General features: G+C 64.4%; 15 protein-coding genes and 1 pseudogene. 10 read left to right on the top strand and 6 right to left on the bottom strand.

What is annotated here, in order from left to right:
• Window positions 1-19: 19 nt before the first annotated feature.
• From folP to RFA01S_RS02735, 3 genes are read left to right on the top strand one after another with little or no spacing between them, the layout of a single operon-like run.
• Complete coding sequence (gene folP / locus RFA01S_RS02745) at window positions 20-946, top strand: dihydropteroate synthase (protein WP_230591096.1); 927 nt, start codon at window positions 20-22, stop codon at window positions 944-946.
• Window positions 943-1,353: a glycine cleavage system protein H gene (locus tag RFA01S_RS02740; RefSeq protein WP_052060915.1), complete on the top strand. Its 411-nt coding sequence runs from the start codon at window positions 943-945 to the stop codon at window positions 1,351-1,353. Before folP ends, RFA01S_RS02740 begins: the two co-directional genes overlap by 4 nt.
• On the top strand, window positions 1,350-2,732 hold the full coding sequence (locus tag RFA01S_RS02735; RefSeq protein ID WP_032408348.1) for an L-serine ammonia-lyase: 1,383 nt from the start codon (window positions 1,350-1,352) through the stop codon (window positions 2,730-2,732). Before RFA01S_RS02740 ends, RFA01S_RS02735 begins: the two co-directional genes overlap by 4 nt.
• A gap of 79 nt (window positions 2,733-2,811) precedes the next feature.
• On the opposite strand, the gene purU is transcribed toward RFA01S_RS02735, so the two are convergent.
• From purU to RFA01S_RS02720, 3 genes are all read right to left on the bottom strand, one after another.
• A complete protein-coding gene (gene purU / locus RFA01S_RS02730) occupies window positions 2,812-3,660 on the bottom strand; it encodes a formyltetrahydrofolate deformylase (RefSeq protein WP_032367897.1) in 849 nt (282 codons plus the stop codon).
• Between the two features lie 25 nt (window positions 3,661-3,685).
• The gene (locus RFA01S_RS02725) at window positions 3,686-6,151 is read right to left on the bottom strand and encodes a GcvT family protein (RefSeq protein WP_032408347.1); all 2,466 of its coding nucleotides are present in this window, start codon (window positions 6,149-6,151) and stop codon (window positions 3,686-3,688) included.
• Between the two features lie 176 nt (window positions 6,152-6,327).
• Window positions 6,328-7,971, bottom strand: a complete 1,644-nt coding sequence (locus RFA01S_RS02720) for a BCCT family transporter (protein WP_080730000.1) — start codon at window positions 7,969-7,971, stop codon at window positions 6,328-6,330.
• Between the two features lie 362 nt (window positions 7,972-8,333).
• Between RFA01S_RS02720 and RFA01S_RS02715 the strand changes: the two genes are divergently transcribed.
• From RFA01S_RS02715 to RFA01S_RS02690, 6 genes are all read left to right on the top strand, one after another.
• Window positions 8,334-9,419 carry an S-(hydroxymethyl)mycothiol dehydrogenase gene (locus tag RFA01S_RS02715; RefSeq protein WP_072691985.1) on the top strand — a complete coding sequence of 362 codons (1,086 nt, stop codon included), beginning with the start codon at window positions 8,334-8,336 and terminating at the stop codon, window positions 9,417-9,419.
• A 370-nt stretch (window positions 9,420-9,789) separates the two neighbouring features.
• Window positions 9,790-10,152 carry a bifunctional 3-phenylpropionate/cinnamic acid dioxygenase ferredoxin subunit gene (locus RFA01S_RS02710; protein WP_027494739.1) on the top strand — a complete coding sequence of 121 codons (363 nt, stop codon included), beginning with the start codon at window positions 9,790-9,792 and terminating at the stop codon, window positions 10,150-10,152.
• The gene (locus tag RFA01S_RS02705; RefSeq protein WP_174557194.1) at window positions 10,149-11,312 is read left to right on the top strand and encodes an NAD(P)/FAD-dependent oxidoreductase; all 1,164 of its coding nucleotides are present in this window, start codon (window positions 10,149-10,151) and stop codon (window positions 11,310-11,312) included. The genes RFA01S_RS02710 and RFA01S_RS02705 overlap by 4 nt, the downstream gene beginning before the upstream one ends.
• Window positions 11,313-11,406: 94 nt before the next feature.
• The gene (locus tag RFA01S_RS02700) at window positions 11,407-12,558 is read left to right on the top strand and encodes an aromatic ring-hydroxylating oxygenase subunit alpha (RefSeq protein ID WP_027494741.1); all 1,152 of its coding nucleotides are present in this window, start codon (window positions 11,407-11,409) and stop codon (window positions 12,556-12,558) included.
• A gap of 42 nt (window positions 12,559-12,600) precedes the next feature.
• Window positions 12,601-13,293, top strand: coding sequence for a GntR family transcriptional regulator (locus RFA01S_RS02695; protein WP_202595042.1), 693 nt, complete (start codon window positions 12,601-12,603; stop codon window positions 13,291-13,293).
• 69 nt (window positions 13,294-13,362) lie between these two features.
• Window positions 13,363-14,166, top strand: a complete 804-nt coding sequence (locus RFA01S_RS02690; RefSeq protein WP_027494743.1) for an IclR family transcriptional regulator — start codon at window positions 13,363-13,365, stop codon at window positions 14,164-14,166.
• Here the strand turns inward: RFA01S_RS02690 and RFA01S_RS02685 are convergent.
• Window positions 14,136-15,011, bottom strand: a complete 876-nt coding sequence (locus tag RFA01S_RS02685) for a bifunctional methylenetetrahydrofolate dehydrogenase/methenyltetrahydrofolate cyclohydrolase (RefSeq protein ID WP_027494744.1) — start codon at window positions 15,009-15,011, stop codon at window positions 14,136-14,138. The genes RFA01S_RS02690 and RFA01S_RS02685 overlap by 31 nt on opposite strands.
• Window positions 15,012-15,124: 113 nt before the next feature.
• Here RFA01S_RS02685 and RFA01S_RS02680 point away from each other — a divergent pair, with 113 nt between their 5' ends.
• Window positions 15,125-15,583: a hypothetical protein gene (locus RFA01S_RS02680; RefSeq protein ID WP_032407851.1), complete on the top strand. Its 459-nt coding sequence runs from the start codon at window positions 15,125-15,127 to the stop codon at window positions 15,581-15,583.
• Window positions 15,584-15,730: 147 nt separating this feature from the next.
• Here the strand turns inward: RFA01S_RS02680 and RFA01S_RS28475 are convergent.
• Together RFA01S_RS28475 and RFA01S_RS27380 are read right to left on the bottom strand one after the other, a co-directional pair.
• A pseudogene (locus RFA01S_RS28475) lies at window positions 15,731-15,778 on the bottom strand (hypothetical protein); the annotation flags it as partial.
• Window positions 15,778-16,149 carry a hypothetical protein gene (locus RFA01S_RS27380; protein WP_139278365.1) on the bottom strand — a complete coding sequence of 124 codons (372 nt, stop codon included), beginning with the start codon at window positions 16,147-16,149 and terminating at the stop codon, window positions 15,778-15,780. The pseudogene RFA01S_RS28475 and the gene RFA01S_RS27380, both read right to left, overlap by 1 nt.
• Window positions 16,150-16,212: the final 63 nt, after the last annotated feature.

Raw genomic sequence — 16,212 nt, 5'->3', positions numbered from 1 at the left:
GACTAGCGCGAGAGAACAGGTGACCACAGTGCTCACGACCGTCTCCACGGCAACCCGGTCAGCCGATGCCCGCGACCGACTGCTGACCCGGTTGACGACCTCACATCCCGTCGTCTGCGGGATCGTCAACGTCACCCCGGATTCGTTCTCCGACGGTGGCATGTTCCTGGACTCGGATCGTGCTGTGGCGCATGCGCTGTCGATGGTCGACGAGGGTGCCGAACTGCTCGACATCGGCGGTGAGTCGACCCGGCCGGGGGCAACCCCACCCACCGTCGACGAGGAGATCGAACGAGTCGTAGCGGTGATCGACGCCCTGTCCAGACTTACCTCGACACCGCTGTCGGTCGACACCTCACGGCCAGAGGTGATGCGAGAGGCTGTACGCGCCGGGGCGAGCGTCATCAATGACGTTCGTGCTCTTCGTCTTCCGGGCGCACTCGCCGCAGCTGCCGAACTGGACGTTGCGGTATGCCTGACGCACATGCTGGGCGAGCCGTCGACGATGCAGAATTCCCCTCGCTACGGCGACGTCACCGCAGAGGTGTGCGAGTTCCTCGACGACCGGGCTGCCGAATGCATCCGAGCCGGAATCCCGGCGTACCGCATCCTGGTCGATCCCGGATTCGGATTCGGAAAGACTCTCGAGCACAATCTGACACTGCTGCAGGGCCTTCGGGCGCTCACCGCTTCCGGGCGACCGATCATGGCGGGTCTGTCGCGGAAGGGCATGATCGGTGCCATCACCGGACGAGAGGTCGACGGCCGACTCGCCGGATCACTCGCCGCCGCGATCTTCGCGGCCCAGAACGGGGCGTCACTCCTGCGGGTTCACGACGTCGCCGCCACCATCGACGCACTGGCCGTGATGCGGGCAGTGCGGTCGCTCGACGTACTGCCCTCACACCCAGGTCAATCCACGACGAATGCCGAGGCCACCTCATGACCGCATCCCTCTCCTCCGCCCGTCGGCTCTTCAGCGCCGAGCACGGTTGGATGGCCGTCGACCCGTTCGGTTCACCGGCCCAGACTCCGAGCCGTGTGGGGGTGACGCCGGCAGCGTTGGCCGACGCGGTCGACATTATCGGCGTCGATCTTCCGTCGGTACGTACCGTGCTCGCCGCCGGTGATGCGTGCGGCACTATCCACACCTCCGCCGGCTCGGTCACGGTGTACGCCCCGGCGAGCGGCATGGTCACGATCGTCAACCCCGCTGTGCGCGAGGACCCGTCGCTCGTCGCTGCCGATCCGCTCGGTGCCGGCTGGCTGTTCGCGGTCCTGACTCCCGCGGCCTCGTCGTTCGACGACCTGACCATGCGCGAGCCGACCGGCGCAGTGCGGACGACCTCATGACCATCAGTGTGTTCGACCTCTTCTCCGTCGGAGTCGGCCCCTCGAGTTCGCACACCGTCGGACCGATGCGCGCGGCCGCCCGATTCGTCGACGATCTGCGAACCATGTCTGCGTTCGACGACGTTCGAGAGCTGGCGGTCGATCTGTACGGCTCGTTGGCCGCGACCGGAGCCGGCCACGGCACCATGACCGCCGTACTGCTGGGGCTGGAAGGCCATGCGCCCGAGACCATCACGACCGAGGTCATGGAAGAACGGCAGGCATCGATGGCGGCCACCGGCCGAATCGTCTTCGGTGGTCACCGAGAGATCGACCTGGCGGTCGACGACATCGTGCTGCGTCCGTTGACGGTACTGCCGTTCCACCCCAACGGGATGAAACTGACTGCCCGCGCAACGGATTCGACCGAACTACACAGCGAGGTGTATTTCTCCGTCGGTGGCGGCTTCGTGGTGACCGAGGCCGAAAGCGTCGAGGCCGTCGCACCCCTCGCCTCCGCGAACGGATTCGCGTCGGCCAAGGAACTACTTCAGCTCTGTGAACGTCGGCGCTGCAGCATCAGTGACGTCATGACCGAGGTCGAGCTCGAACGCCGCACACACGAGGAGATTCGGGACGCGTTGCTGCACATCCGTGACGTCATGGTCGAGTGCGAGGTTCGCGGCATCTCCCGCGACGGCTACCTTCCCGGCGCCCTGGGAGTGCGGCGTCGAGCACGGGACTGGTTCCTGCGGCTCGATGCCGAGGATCCGAACCGTTCGAGCGAATTCGCCGAGGACTGGGTCAATCTCGTCGCACTCGCCGTCAACGAGGAGAACGCGTCGGGCGGACGAATCGTCACAGCACCCACCAACGGCGCAGCCGGCATCATCCCGGCCGTGCTGCACTACGCGACCCGCTACACCGCGGCAGGGGTCGCCGATCCCGACGGCAGCACAGTGCGTTTTCTGCTCACCGCCGGCGCGATCGGATCGCTCTACAAGGAGATGGCGTCGATCTCCGGTGCCGAAGTGGGTTGCCAGGGCGAGGTGGGTTCGGCAGCGTCGATGGCCGCAGCCGGTCTGGCCGAGGTACTGGGCGGCACACCCGAACAGGTGGAGAACGCCGCCGAGATCGCGATGGAGCACAGCCTCGGTCTCACGTGCGACCCCATCGGCGGACTGGTGCAGATTCCGTGCATCGAACGCAACGCCATCTCGGCAGGCAAGGCTATCAACGCCGCTCGGATGGCATTGCGCGGCAACGGTACCCACCGCGTCAGCCTGGACCAGGTGATCGAGACGATGCGGTCCACCGGGGCCGACATGCACTCGAAGTACAAGGAGACCTCCAGCGGCGGCCTCGCGATCAACGTGCCGGTGAACTTCGTGGAGTGCTAGAGGCCGAGAACTTTCTCCACCGCCACACAACGTCGAGGGGCCCGTACCGATTCGGTACGGGCCCCTCGTGCGTGTCGGCTCAGCTGAAGATGACCGTCCGGTGTCCGTGCAGCAGGACGCGATTCTCGCAGTGCCAGCGGACCGCTCGCGAGAGTGCGAGTGCCTCTGCGTCCTGTCCGACGGTGGCCAGACGAGACGGGTCGTGAGTGTGGTCGATACGAATGACCTGCTGCTCGATGATCGGGCCCTCGTCCAGGTCGGGGGTGACGTAGTGCGCCGTCGCTCCGACCTGCTTGACGCCCCGGTCGAATGCCTGGTGGTAGGGCTTCGCGCCCTTGAAGCCGGGCAGGAACGAGTGATGGATGTTGATCGCCTTGCCGTGCAGCGCTCGACACGTCTCGTCGGAGAGCACCTGCATGTAGCGGGCCAGCACCACCAGGTCGACCTCGTACTCGGCGACGAGGTCGAGCAGGCGTTGCTCGGCCTCGGCCTTGGTTCCCGGGGTGACGGGAACGTGGACGAACGGCAGCCCGGCAGCCTCGGCCATCGGCCGCAGCACCTCGTGATTGCTCACCACGGCCACCAGTTCGCCGCCGAGATTCTGTGAGCGCCAACGGAAGATGAGATCGTTGAGGCAATGTCCCATCTTGGACACCATGACGAGCACGCGCGGCTGGCTGCAGCCGTTGAAGGTGTACGTCATCGCGAATCGGTCGGCCACCTCGCGGAAGCTGTCCGTCAGCTTCTCGATGTCGGTGGCACCGCTGGCCACGAACGAGGTGCGAAGGAAGAACGAGCCGTCCGTGGAGTCGTCGAACTGTTGGTGTTCGGCGATGTCGCAGTCGTTGTCGAAGAGGAACGCACTGACGGCCCGGACGATGCCCGGCCGCTGGCCGCAGCTGAGCGTGAGGGTGAAGTTCTCGGTCATCGAATCTCCTGGTACTGGTGGGTCGTCAGCTGCGGATCTTGGCCATCTCGGGGTCGACGAGGGGCTCGGCCACGACGGTGGCGGACACGAGCCGATCGAAGTATCGAATCTGTACTGCTGCACCGGGTTCTGCGCTACCGGCAGGAACCCAGGCGTAGGCGATCGGCGCACCGACGGTGTGCCCGAACGAGGCGCTGGTGACGTAACCGGCGGGTTCGCCGTCCACCAGGACCGGCTCGTGGCCGAGTACCACCGACGTGCCGTCGTCGATCTTCAGGCAGACCAACTTCTTGGAGACGGTGTCGTCGGACATCTCGAGTACGGCGTCGCGGCCGCGGAATTCGCCCTTCTGGGGGCGCACTGCGAAGCCGAGACCTGCCTCGTAGGGATTGTGCTCGGTGGTCATGTCCGAACCCCACGACCGGTAGCCCTTCTCCATGCGCAGGCTGTTGAATGCAGCGCGCCCGCCGGCGATGATCCCGAACTCGGAACCGGCCTGCCACAACATGTCCCACAGTCGCTGGCCGTAATCGGCGGTGGTGTACAGCTCCCACCCGAGCTCGCCCACGTACGACAATCGCATCGCCGTGACGGGCACTCCCCCGATACGAACCTGCTTGCAGCGGAAGTACTTGAAGTTCTCGTTCGAGAAGTCGTCCTGGGTGAGCTTCTCGACGACCTCGCGGGCATGCGGACCCCACAGGCCGATGCAGCACGTGGATCCGGTGATGTCGTCGACGGTGACGCTGCCGTCACTCGGTGCTTCACGGCGGAGGTAATCGAAGTCGAGGTTGCCGTTGGCTCCGACCTGGAACTCGTCGGCAGACAACCGCGCCACGGTGAGATCGCTTCGGACGCCGCCCTTCTCGTCGAGAGCCAGCGTGTACGTGACGGCCCCGACGGACTTGTCCATCTTGCCGGACGTCAATCCCTCCAACAGTGCCAGCGCACCGGGTCCGCGTACGCGTAGCCGCTTGAGCGGGGTCATGTCGTACATGGCGACGGACGTACGGGTCTTCCACGCCTCGGCCGCGGCAATGGGCGAATGGAACATCGACGCCCACTCGTCGCGCTCGGGCGGCTGCCACTCGGCGGGAAGCTGGTGCACCAGATCGGCATTGGCCTCGTACCAGTGCGGGCGTTCCCACCCGCCGCCTTCGAGGAACACGGCACCGAGCTGATGCTGCCGCGCGTTGAAGGGACTGACCCGAACGTCACGCGGGGACAACCGCGGCTGCGAGGGATGCAGCACGTCGTAAATCTCGACGAAGTTCTGCTGCGAGGTTTCGCTGACGTACGAGGGATCGAGCTGGAAATCCTCGAAGCGGTTGACGTCGCATCCGTGGAGCTCCACCTCGGAGCGTCCGTCGACCAGCAACTGTGCGATGGCCCGGCCGACTCCGGCCGAGTGCGTCACCCACACGGCCTCGGCGATCCAGAAGCCCTTGACGTCCGGGGATTCACCGAGCAGCGGTCCGCCGTCGGGGGTGAACGAGAAGACTCCGTTGAAGCCGTGGTCGATCTTGGCGGTCTCGAGGCAGGGCAAGAGGAGCTTGGACTGCTCCCACGACGGGGCGAAGTCCTCCTGCGTGAAGTCGAGCATGGACGGCATCGCCTCGTCGGACACACCGTCTCCGCCGGGCAGGGTCTTGGTGTCGACGGGCATCGGGCGGTGCGCGTAGGTTCCGATGCCGAGACGGTCGACGTGCTCGCGGAAGTACAGGTCCTGATCCTGATGACGAAGAATGGGCATGCCGGCCTCGGCCGCTTCGGTGTTGCGTCCCACCAGTTCCGGGATCTGATCGGTCTTGGCGTACTGGTGCGCCAAGGGCAGCAGCGGCACCTTCATGCCGACCAGTTCGCCCACATCGGGGCCCCAGAAGCCGGCGCAGGACACCACGATGTCGGCCTCGATGACGCCGTTGTCGGTTGCCACACCTGTGACGCGGCCACCCGTCTGTTCGATTCCGATGACCTTGGTGGAACCACGGAACACCGCTCCGCGCGATTCTGCGCGACGGGTGAGTGCCACGACGGCACGGGACGCTTTGGCAAGACCGTCGGTCTCGACGTACAGACCGCCGAGAACTCGCGAACGGTCGATCAGCGGATGCAGTTTGGCGCATTCGGACGGGTCGATGACCGATCCTTCGATGCCCCAGGACGTGGCCCAGCCCTGCTTGCGATGCAGGTCGGCCAGTCGCTCCTCGGTGGTGGCCACTTCGAGGCCGCCGAGCTGATTGAAGCACCACTGCCCGTCCACCTCGAGGCCCATGAACTTCTCGACCGTGTATCGGGCGAGTTCGGTCATGGTCTTGGATGCATTGGTCTGGAACACCAGACCCGGTGCGTGCGAGGTGGATCCACCCGTGAGAGGGAGCGGCCCCTGATCCAGCACGGTGATGCGATCCCAACCGCGTGCGGTGAGCTCGTCGGCCACGTTGGTACCGACTATGCCGGCGCCGATGATGACAACTCTCGGTGAACCCATGGTGGTCCTTCCGTATCGGGGTGGAGAGATGGAGCTCGGCCGAAGCGGTCCACGGCCTGCACGACAACTAACCAGAGATTGATATATCAAGAGTATGGGCAGGGATGGATGTGGTCAACCCCCGAAATACCGATGGTGCGGGACGCATAGTTTCACGTCCCGCACCATCGCTCACTTCACTTGCCGGCCTTGACTTTCGGCGGGGCCTTGGGGTTCTTGACGATGAACGGATCGTTCGTGACGTCCTTGTACAGCGAGACACACGTACCGATCATCACCAGCACGAACGGTGCCGCCACGATGATGGTCATCGTCTGCAACCCGTTGAGGGCGTCCGAACCTCCCGTCCACAGCATCAGGATCGCGATGCCGCCGGTGACGACACCCCAGAAGGCGACGACCCCACGGGACGGATCCAGGGTGCCCCGTTGCGACAGCGTGCCCATCACGATCGAGGCAGCGTCGGCACCACTGACGAAGAAGATGCCCACCAAGACCATCACCAACACCGACGAGATGCCGGCCAACGGGAAGTGGTCGAGAACCGCGAACAGCTGCGACTCCGGCTTGCCCAGGGCCACCAGATCCTCTGTTCCCTTCTGCTGCTCGCCGATTGCCGCTCCACCGAAGATCGAGAACCAGACCAAGCTCACCGACGTAGGGATGAGAATGACGCCGATGACGAACTGGCGGATGGTGCGGCCGCGACTGATGCGAGCGAGGAACATACCGACGAAGGGGGTCCACGAGATCCACCAGGCCCAGTAGAAGATCGTCCAGGACGAAAGCCAGGACTCGGTCTCGGGGCCACCGGATGCCGCCGAGCGCGCCGACATGCCGGCGATGTGCGCGGCGTAGTCGCCGAGAGTGGTGGGCAGCAGATTCAGGATCAGGACCGTGGGGCCCGCGACGAACACGAAGATCGCAAGCACGAGAGCCAGCACCATGTTGATGTTCGACAGCCACTGAATTCCCTTGGAAACCCCGGACACTGCCGAGGCCACGAACGCAAGTGTCAGGATGGCGACGACAGCCACGAGCAGAAGCGTCCCCGCTTGGTTGACCCAGCCGAGAACCTCGATACCGGAACCGATCTGGAGTGCGCCGAGGCCGAGGGATGCCGCGGTGCCGAACATCGTGGCGAAGATCGCCAGAATGTCGATGACCTTGCCGATGGGGCCTTCGGCGCGGCGACCGATCAGCGGAATGAACGAGGAGCTGATGAGCTGCTTGCGGCCCATCCGGTAGGTGCCGTAGGCGATGGACAATCCGACCACCGCATACATCGACCAGGGGTGCAGTCCCCAGTGGAAGATGGCCGTCGAGAGTGCCGTTCCCACTGTGGAATCGGTGATTCCGGGCGGCGGGGTGACGAAATGAGTGAGGGGCTCGGCCACTCCCCAGAAGATCAATCCGATTCCCATGCCGGCGCTGAACATCATTGCGATCCAGCTGACGGTGTTGAATTCGGGCTTCTCACCGTCTTTGCCGAGCGGAATCTTTCCGTAGCGACTGAGCGCGAGCCACAGCGCGAAGATCACGAACCCGGTGGCCGAGAAGATGAACAGCCAGCCGACGTTGGTCACGACCCAGTCGAGTACCGACGCGTTGACGGACTTCATGTTCTCGGTGCCGAGGATGCCCCATGCCAGAATCGCGATCACGATGGCGGCGGTGATACCGAACACCACCTTGTCGGTGCGCGGCTTGCCCTCCTCTCCGTGGTGGTAGACCTCGAGGGGGCCGTAATGATGAGGGGCATGTTTCTCGGGTGCATCGACGCGAGTTTTGTCGCCCCGGGGTTTGCTGTTCGTTGTCACATCGTTCTCCCTCCGGCTCTCGCCGAATAGGTGTGTCGCCCGTGCACGCAGCGTGGGTGGTCGGATAGGTGCGCGACTCGTTGCTCTCTGCGCAACTACGATTTGTTTGGACTCGAACAAGACTGAGCCGACCCAGGGTCTATGTCAATAGATGGCTGGTCATTTCGACGCGTTCATCACGGATTTTCGAAACGGACAACGCCTCTGAACAGCATCTACGCAATTTCAAATGCCAAAAGTTGTCCGAATTCGATACTCGCTTTTAACATTCGATACTGTCCGGTAACTGATATATTAAGCCTATTCCACCACCGTCGGCGGCCTTGAACGCCGCTCCTTCACTTCACTCAGGAGTACCAACCATGCCGCAGCAGGTCCGCGCCGTCGTCGCCAAGAGCAAAGGCGAGCCCGTCTCGATCGAGACGATCACCATTCCCGATCCCGGCCCGAACGATGTCGTGGTCACCATCGCCGCGTGCGGGGTGTGTCATACCGATCTGCATTACCGCGAGGGCGGCATCAACGACGAGTTCCCGTTCCTGCTCGGCCACGAAGCCGCAGGCACCGTCGAAACCATCGGCGACGCTGTCACTCATGTCGAGGTCGGCGATTTCGTGGTGTTGAACTGGCGTGCGGTGTGCGGGGAATGCCGAGCCTGCAAGAAAGGCACCCCCTGGTACTGCTTCGACACCCACAATGCGTCGCAGAAGATGACTCTCGCCGACGGCACCGAACTCTCCCCGGCGTTGGGGATCGGGGCGTTCGCCGACAAGACCCTCGTCCACGAAGGCCAGTGCACCAAAGTCGACCCGGACTCCGATCCGGCGGTCGTGGGTTTGCTCGGGTGCGGGGTGATGGCCGGACTCGGTGCGGCGATGAACACCGGCCACGTCTCCCGCGGGGATTCCGTCGCCGTGATCGGGTGCGGCGGTGTCGGCGATGCCGCGATCGCCGGGGCCCGCCTGGCGGGGGCATCGACGATCATCGCCGTCGACCGCGACAAGAAAAAACTCGACTGGGCTCTCGAACTCGGCGCCACCCACACTGTCGATGCCTCGCAGGTCGATGCCGTCGAGGCCATCCAAGAGCTCACCGGTGGATTCGGGGCGGATGTGGTCATCGATGCCGTCGGCCGCCCGGAAACCTGGAAGCAGGCGTTCTACGCCCGCGATCTCGCCGGGACCGTCGTCCTCGTCGGGGTGCCGACGCCGGAGATGACCGTCGAGATGCCGTTGATCGATTTCTTCTCCCGGGGTGGGTCGTTGAAGTCGTCGTGGTACGGCGATTGCCTACCGGAGCGGGATTTTCCGATGTTGGTCGATCTGTACGAGCAGGGCCGGTTGCCGCTCGAGAAGTTCGTCACCGAACGGATCGGTCTCGGTGATATCGAGGCGGCGTTCGAGAAGATGCATCAGGGCACGGTGCTGCGTTCGGTGGTGGTCCTGTGAGTGGGCAGTTGCGGGTCGAGAAGGTGGCCGCTTCCGGTGACTCGAGCCCGTGCGCTGCGGCTCGACACCTCTGATATATCAAAGTGGGCCTCTTTACCCGTCGGTAGCGTTTTGTTTCATGGTGCCCTCGACGTATTCCGACGTCGGGGGCATCATCGAGTCGGGCGGATGCGGCACCGGCCACGCATGTCATTGCACGGGCTAACCACCTGCTCAGCTGGTACAACGCATGGTTTGTCCGGTTCCGGTTACGTCGTGTTTCGCGTGTATGAAAAGTGCCGTCACCTATTGACACACTCTTGTGGCGATGTTCACACTGTTGTTGCGGGAAGTAAGACGTGTTCCGCATAGCGATACAGAAAGGATCCGAATGCTCAAGGTGTGTTCCTTGGCCGATCTCCCCGGCGGCGAAGCTCTGCGTGTCGACACCACCCCTCCCGTGGCGGTGTTCCACACCGAGGACGGTGAGCTGTTCGCGATCGATGACACCTGTACGCATCAGGACGCGTCGCTCGCCGACGGCTGGCTCGAAGGGTGCGCGGTCGAATGCCCGCTCCACGCGTCCACCTTCGACCTGCGTACCGGTGCTGTCGACGCTCCGCCCGCCAAGTTGCCTGTCCGCACGCACACCGTCGTCGTCGAGGACGGCGTCGTCTACGTAGAGCTCAGCACCGCGGCCCCCAATCTTCCTCCCGACGTTCGCAGCCGGTTGGCCGCCGAGGGACATTCATGAAGAGCGTCACCATCGTCGGAGCCTCCCTGGCAGGCCTGTGCTCCGCGCGTGCACTGCGGGCGGCCGGGTTCGACGGCTCCGTCACCATCGTCGGTGCCGAGAGCCATCGACCCTACGACCGCCCTCCCCTGTCGAAGGAATACCTCGCCGGCGACGTGGACGTGAGCACTCTCGCCCTCGAACCCGACGACGAAAACCTCGACGCCACCTGGATTCTGGGCCGCACGGCCACCGCCCTCGATCCATCGCGTCGCACCGTCACTCTCGACGACGGTGCCGAGCTGACCTCCGACGGCGTCGTACTCGCCACCGGCTCACGCGCGCGATCGCTTCCCGGTACCGATCACCTCACCGGTGTGCACGTATTGCGTACGATCGACGACGCCGACCGGCTGCGTGCAGATCTCACGCCCGGCGCACGTCTCGTCGTCATCGGCGCAGGCTTCATCGGAGCCGAAGTAGCTTCCACCGCAAGGAAGTTGAGCCTCGAGGTCACCATCGTCGAAGCCGCCCCGTCACCGCTCGCCGGGCCACTCGGTGCACGATTGGGTAGCGCGGTGGGAAATCTGCACCGCGACAACGGCACCACGTTGATCTGCGGAATCGCCGTCGACGGCCTGACCGGCACCGACCGAGTGACGGGCGTTCGCCTCGCGGACGGCCGACTCCTCGACGCCGACGTCGTGGTTGTCGGCATCGGCGGCATTCCGAACATCGACTGGCTCGGCACCAGCGGACTCGCGCTGGGCAACGGAATCCTGTGCGACGGCGGCGGCGCGACCGCCGTACCCGGAGTGGTCGCAGTCGGCGACTGCGCCGCATGGCTGGATTCGACCGGCGTCCACCGACGCGTCGAGCATTGGGCCGGGGCGTCCGAACGACCCACCGTTGCAGTGGCCACCCTGCTCTCGGGCAGTTACGGCGGCCAACACGTCAAACCTCCGTATTTCTGGTCCGACCAGTACGGGTCACGTATTCAGTTCGCCGGCACCGCCGGACCGGACAGTGAATGCACCATCGAAGAGGGTTCGCCCGAACTCGGGAGTTTCCTCGCCGTGTATCGATCCGACGGACTTCCGGTCGGTGTACTCGGTGTCAATCAAGTTCGATTGTTCACCCGCTGGCGCCGACAGCTCTCGGCTCCCGCTCGCGCGGTCTGAAATCACCCAGGCCGCTGCTCCACCCGTCGTATTCCATTACCCCAGTTGACGTCTCGTCACCGATCCACAAGATCGGCCACGTACGGAGGACCCCTTGACCACCATTCCCGACACCACGCCGCCCGCAACCTCCCTTCCCCTGCCCGAAAGCCTCATCTCCACCCTTCCCGGTCGCTACTACACCGATCCGGCCATCTTCGAGCTCGAGCAGGAGAAGATCTTCGAGGAACTGTGGATCTGCGCGGTCCGTGCCGCCGATCTGGACAAGCCCGGTGCCTTCCGCACCGTGCAGATCGGCCGCGAAAGTGTCATCGTGACGCGCACCCGAACCGGGGCGATCAAGGCCTACCTGAACGTGTGCGCGCACCGCGGTGCTCGAATCTGCATGGAGGACAAGGGCGAAGTCAAGCGATCGTTCCAGTGTCCGTACCACGCCTGGACCTACGATCTCGACGGAAAGCTCATCGCAGCACCGAATCTCACCAAGATGCCCGATATCGATCGGGTTCGCTACGGCCTGGCGTCGGTGTCGGTCGAGGAATGGCTCGGGTACGTCTGGGTCAATCTCAGCGACAATCCGGCCTCCTTCGATACCACTGTCGTGCAGGACATCCGTGATCGACTCGGCGACGTCGAGTCGATCGACCGCTACAAGATCGAAGACCTCGGTCTCGGCCGCCGCGTGAGCTACGACGTCAAGGCCAACTGGAAGCTCATCATCGAGAACTTCATGGAGTGCTACCACTGCGCCACCATCCACCCCGAGCTGACCGAGGTACTTCCCGAATTCGCCGACGGTTACGCCGCCCAGTACTACGTGGGCCACGGGGCCGAATTCGGGGAATCCGTCAAGGGATTCACGCTCGACGGTTCCGAGGGACACGACTCCATTCCCGGAATCGCACCCGAACAGGACCGGCGCTACTACGCCATCACCGTCCGGCCACAGGTGTTCGTCAACCTCGTCCCGGATCACGTGATCATCCATCGGATGTATCCACTTGCCGCCGATCGCACTCTGGTGGAATGCGATTGGCTGTACCTGCCCGGCGTCGTCGCATCGGGACGGGATCTGCAGAAATCGGTGGAGTTGTTCCACCGCGTCAATCTGCAGGACTTCGAGGCGTGCGAACGCTGCCAGCCCGCCATGAGCTCACGTAAGTACCGCGACGGCGGAGTGCTGGTGGGCAGCGAACACCACATCGGCATCTTCCACGACTGGCTGAAGAACCGCATCGAGGCCTGACCGCACGCTGCCCCGCACTCGGTGCCGATAGGATCGGTAACCATGAGTGTCGAGGTCGCATCGCCGGGCGCCCCCGGATCGTCGGGGGTGCCGGGCGAACCCGGAGCGACGATGGCCGACGTCGCTTACTCGGCTATCCGCGACAAACTGATCATGCTGACCATCAAGCCGGGTGAGGCCGTCGTCGAATCGGCGTTGTCCGCCGAGCTGGGCGTTGGACGCACGCCGGTACGGGAAGCTCTCAAGCGGCTCGAGTACGAGCGCCTCGTCATCTCGCACGCCCGCCGCGGCACTTTTGCCACGGCCATCGACGTCGCCGATCTGGGCGACATCTCCGAAATCCGCCAGCGGCTCGAGCCACTGGCCGCAGCGAAGGCCGCCACCGCGGCTACCGCAACCCAACGCCAAGTTCTGCTGGGCATGGCCGACCGCACCGAGAAGTTCGAGGCGACGCCGCCGAGCCAATACGACCTGATCAACTGGGACGCCGAAGTGCATCGCACCGTCTACCGGCTGGCGGCCAACCCGGTTCTCGAAGACGCATTGATTCGCTACAACAATCTCGCGACGAGAATCTTCTGGTTGTTCATGGATCGTCTGCCTCCCCTGGCCGACCATGTGGGGACGCACACCGAGCTGCTGCGCGCCATCGCGGCCGGGGATGCCGAGAAGGCCGCGACCATCGCCCGAGCACACGTGACCGAGTTCGACGACGCGGTGCGCGCCGTCATCTAGATCGCCGACTCGGGCCACGCTTCGAGGGGCAACACCACGGCCAAGTGCCTGTTACGTATAGTCGCGGGGGTGGCCAGCGACGATTCGACACGTGCCCCCGAGGGTGGCGTCCAGTCCGTCGACCGCGCATTTCGGGTGCTCGAGGTCGTGGCACGGCTCGGAGAGGCCGGCGTGAGCGCCATCGCCACCGAGATCGGTGTGCACAAATCCACGGTGTCGAGGCTGCTGGCGTCGCTCGAAGAACACGACATGGTGATGCAGACGCACAATCGCGGCAAGTACCGGCTCAGCCTCGGAGTCCTCCGGCTCGCGGCGGCCGTGCCCGAGCGTCTGGAGATCACCGAATACGGCCACGCGGTCTGTGAACGCCTCGCCGGCAAGCTCGGCGAAACGGTCAATATCGCTGTGCTGCGGTCCAATACAGCGGTCCACCTGGACCAGGCCCGCGGGCCGAGTTCGGTGGGAACCCACAACTGGATCGGGGAGCAGACACCGCTGCACGCCACCGCGAGCGGCAAGGTGTTGCTGGCTGCCCTCGACTCCGATACGCGTCAGGACGTCGTGGACGGACTCGACCTCCACCGGTACACCGAGCACACGCTCACCACCAAAGCCGGTCTCACTGCCGAACTCGATGCTGCGGTATCCCTCGGATACGCCGTCGTCGTCGAAGAGTTCGAGACCGGACTCAACGCCATCGCAGCCCCGATTCTCGACTACACCGGCAAGACGACCGCCGCGCTGAGCATCTCGGGACCGGTCTACCGCTTCGACGAGACCAGAATGCGGGCCATCGTCCCAGACGTGCTGGCCGCCGCCGCCGAGATCAGCGAAAAAATGGGCTATCGGGAGTCCTTCATCCCCTCGGCCTGAGCGGCCTCCGCGCACTCCACCACGTTCGTCAACAGCATCGCCCTGGTCATCGGCCCGACCCCGCCGGTGGCTCCACTGAGCCGCCCCGCAATGTGCTCGACGCCGGGGTGCACATCGCCGAGGATGCCCTCGACGGTACGGGTGATTCCCACCGACAACACCGTGGCTCCGGCACTGATCCAGTCCGGTTGCACCAGATGCGCAACACCCGCTGCCGCGATGACCACGTCGGCGGCCCGAGTGTGCGCGGCGGTGTCCACCGTCGCCTCGTGACACATCGTCACGGTGGCGTGTTCGCTGCGACGCGTCAGCATCAAGCCGAGCGGACGACCCACCGTGATTCCACATCCGATGATGCAGAAGCGAGCACCGGTGATCGGAACATCGTGGTGCCGAAGCAGTTCCAATATCCCGCGTGGGGTGCAGGGCAGCGGCCCGTCCATGCCGAGTACGAGCCGACCCAAATTGGTCGGATGCAGCCCGTCGGCATCCTTGCGAGGATCGATCAGCTCGATCACCCGATGGGTGTCGATGTGCGAGGGCAGCGGCAACTGAACGATGAACCCGGTGCACTCGGGATCCTCGTTGAGAGCGTGCACGGCATCTTCGATCTCCTGCTGACTCGCGGTTGCAGGCAACCGGACCTGAATCGAATGCAGTCCCACCTCGGCGCAGTCGCGATGCTTCGCCGCGACATAGGAACGGCTACCCGGATCGTCGCCCACCAGAATCGTGCCCAGACCGGGCCGAATCCCCTGCTGGGCGAGCCGTTCGACGCGGTATCGCAGATCGTCCTTGACGATCGCGCTGACCGCGGTTCCGTCGATCTTGAGCGCTGTGGTCATACTTTCGATTCCTCGGTTCGGCGGGCCGCTGCGATTCTGATATATCAACTGTCGGTCAGGGTACGGTGAGTCGCAGGGACCGGTCAAGAGCCGCGGTATGGGAGGGTCGAGACATGGAGCCCCTGCAGCCGATGCGGCCGGTCGACGTGCAACGGGACGAGCGCGAGGCTGCACCTCGATGGAAGGTGTGGGGTGCCTATATCAGCGGCCCGGCGCTGTACCTGGCGTCGATGTGGATCGACGGAGGTCACGACTGGGCCGTCGTCGCCGGAGTCTGCCTTTTTGTCGTCGGAGCCGCACTCTCCGTCGCGGCGGCGCGACGGGTGTCGCGAGAGAACGCCGGTCGACGCATCCCGTGGATGGGACTCCCGCCGGTCCGGCCGCGCAAGGTCGACTTACTGGAGACTGTCGGCGCGTCGATGGCGCTGTCCGGTGCCCTGTTGGCGGCGAACAACCTGTCGATTCCGTGGCCGATTTCATTGCCGATCATCGCCTGCGTCTTGATCGGGGCACCCCTGGCGGCACAGGCATGGCACAACTACCGCGTTCGCAAGAGCACGCCCAACCCCTGACCATTCGGGTCATGTGCGAAGTTCGACTTACAGGCCGTGTTCGGAGGACGTATGGATCGGGTAGCGGTTGTCGTACTGCGTCGGGTCGAGGTGAGCGTCCGGGTACGCACGCAGGAACGCGGCGACGAAAACGGCGATCATCGACAACGCGAACGACTTCCCCGGGCAAGACCTCGGGCCCTTGCCGAATCGCATCACCTTGTTAAATCGACTACTGCCCCATGCGCGTTCAGTAGCCTCGCAGTATCGAATGTTGGCCCACTCAGGGCATGAACGGCATTAATGTTCGGCATTCTCAGCGTGTTTCGATGAAGCCGCACCACCCGTTCGCCGACCTTCAGATCGATATCCTCCGTGACCAGGCCGTTAAAGACCGAACCTGACGTGTCGACCCGCAGCGCCTCCATCACCCACGCCCGCACCACCGCCGATGCGCTCGCGAGTGCCGGGGCAACCTCACTCACCTGGGTCTTCGACGTCGAATTCGTTGGAGCCGGTATATGTTTCGAGGTCGCGAGCACGGCGGTACGGGTGGTATCCACGGCGGCCACGAACGAGGTCGCCACCGCGTGAGGGCACCCCTGACTCGACGGCCGAACGGACCGAAACGTAACGTCGCACCTATACGC

The sequence above is a fragment of the Rhodococcoides fascians NBRC 12155 = LMG 3623 genome (assembly GCF_001894785.1).
Lineage (GTDB): Bacteria > Actinomycetota > Actinomycetes > Mycobacteriales > Mycobacteriaceae > Rhodococcoides > Rhodococcoides fascians.
Note: the sequence above shows the minus strand (reverse complement) of the source record. Positions and strands in the feature narration are given on the sequence as shown.

Excerpts from the sequence above, each read along its gene's own strand:
- RFA01S_RS02740 (WP_052060915.1), top strand. The coding sequence starts at position 943 with ATGACCGCATCCCTCTCCTCCGCCCGTCGGCTCTTCAGCGCCGAGCAC.
- RFA01S_RS02735 (WP_032408348.1), top strand. The coding sequence starts at position 1,350 with ATGACCATCAGTGTGTTCGACCTCTTCTCCGTCGGAGTCGGCCCCTCG.
- purU (WP_032367897.1), bottom strand. The coding sequence starts at position 3,660 with ATGACCGAGAACTTCACCCTCACGCTCAGCTGCGGCCAGCGGCCGGGC.
- RFA01S_RS02725 (WP_032408347.1), bottom strand. The coding sequence starts at position 6,151 with ATGGGTTCACCGAGAGTTGTCATCATCGGCGCCGGCATAGTCGGTACC.
- RFA01S_RS02715 (WP_072691985.1), top strand. The coding sequence starts at position 8,334 with ATGCCGCAGCAGGTCCGCGCCGTCGTCGCCAAGAGCAAAGGCGAGCCC.
- RFA01S_RS02710 (WP_027494739.1), top strand. The coding sequence starts at position 9,790 with ATGCTCAAGGTGTGTTCCTTGGCCGATCTCCCCGGCGGCGAAGCTCTG.
- RFA01S_RS02705 (WP_174557194.1), top strand. The coding sequence starts at position 10,149 with ATGAAGAGCGTCACCATCGTCGGAGCCTCCCTGGCAGGCCTGTGCTCC.
- RFA01S_RS02695 (WP_202595042.1), top strand. The coding sequence starts at position 12,601 with ATGAGTGTCGAGGTCGCATCGCCGGGCGCCCCCGGATCGTCGGGGGTG.
- RFA01S_RS02685 (WP_027494744.1), bottom strand. The coding sequence starts at position 15,011 with ATGACCACAGCGCTCAAGATCGACGGAACCGCGGTCAGCGCGATCGTC.
- RFA01S_RS02680 (WP_032407851.1), top strand. The coding sequence starts at position 15,125 with ATGGAGCCCCTGCAGCCGATGCGGCCGGTCGACGTGCAACGGGACGAG.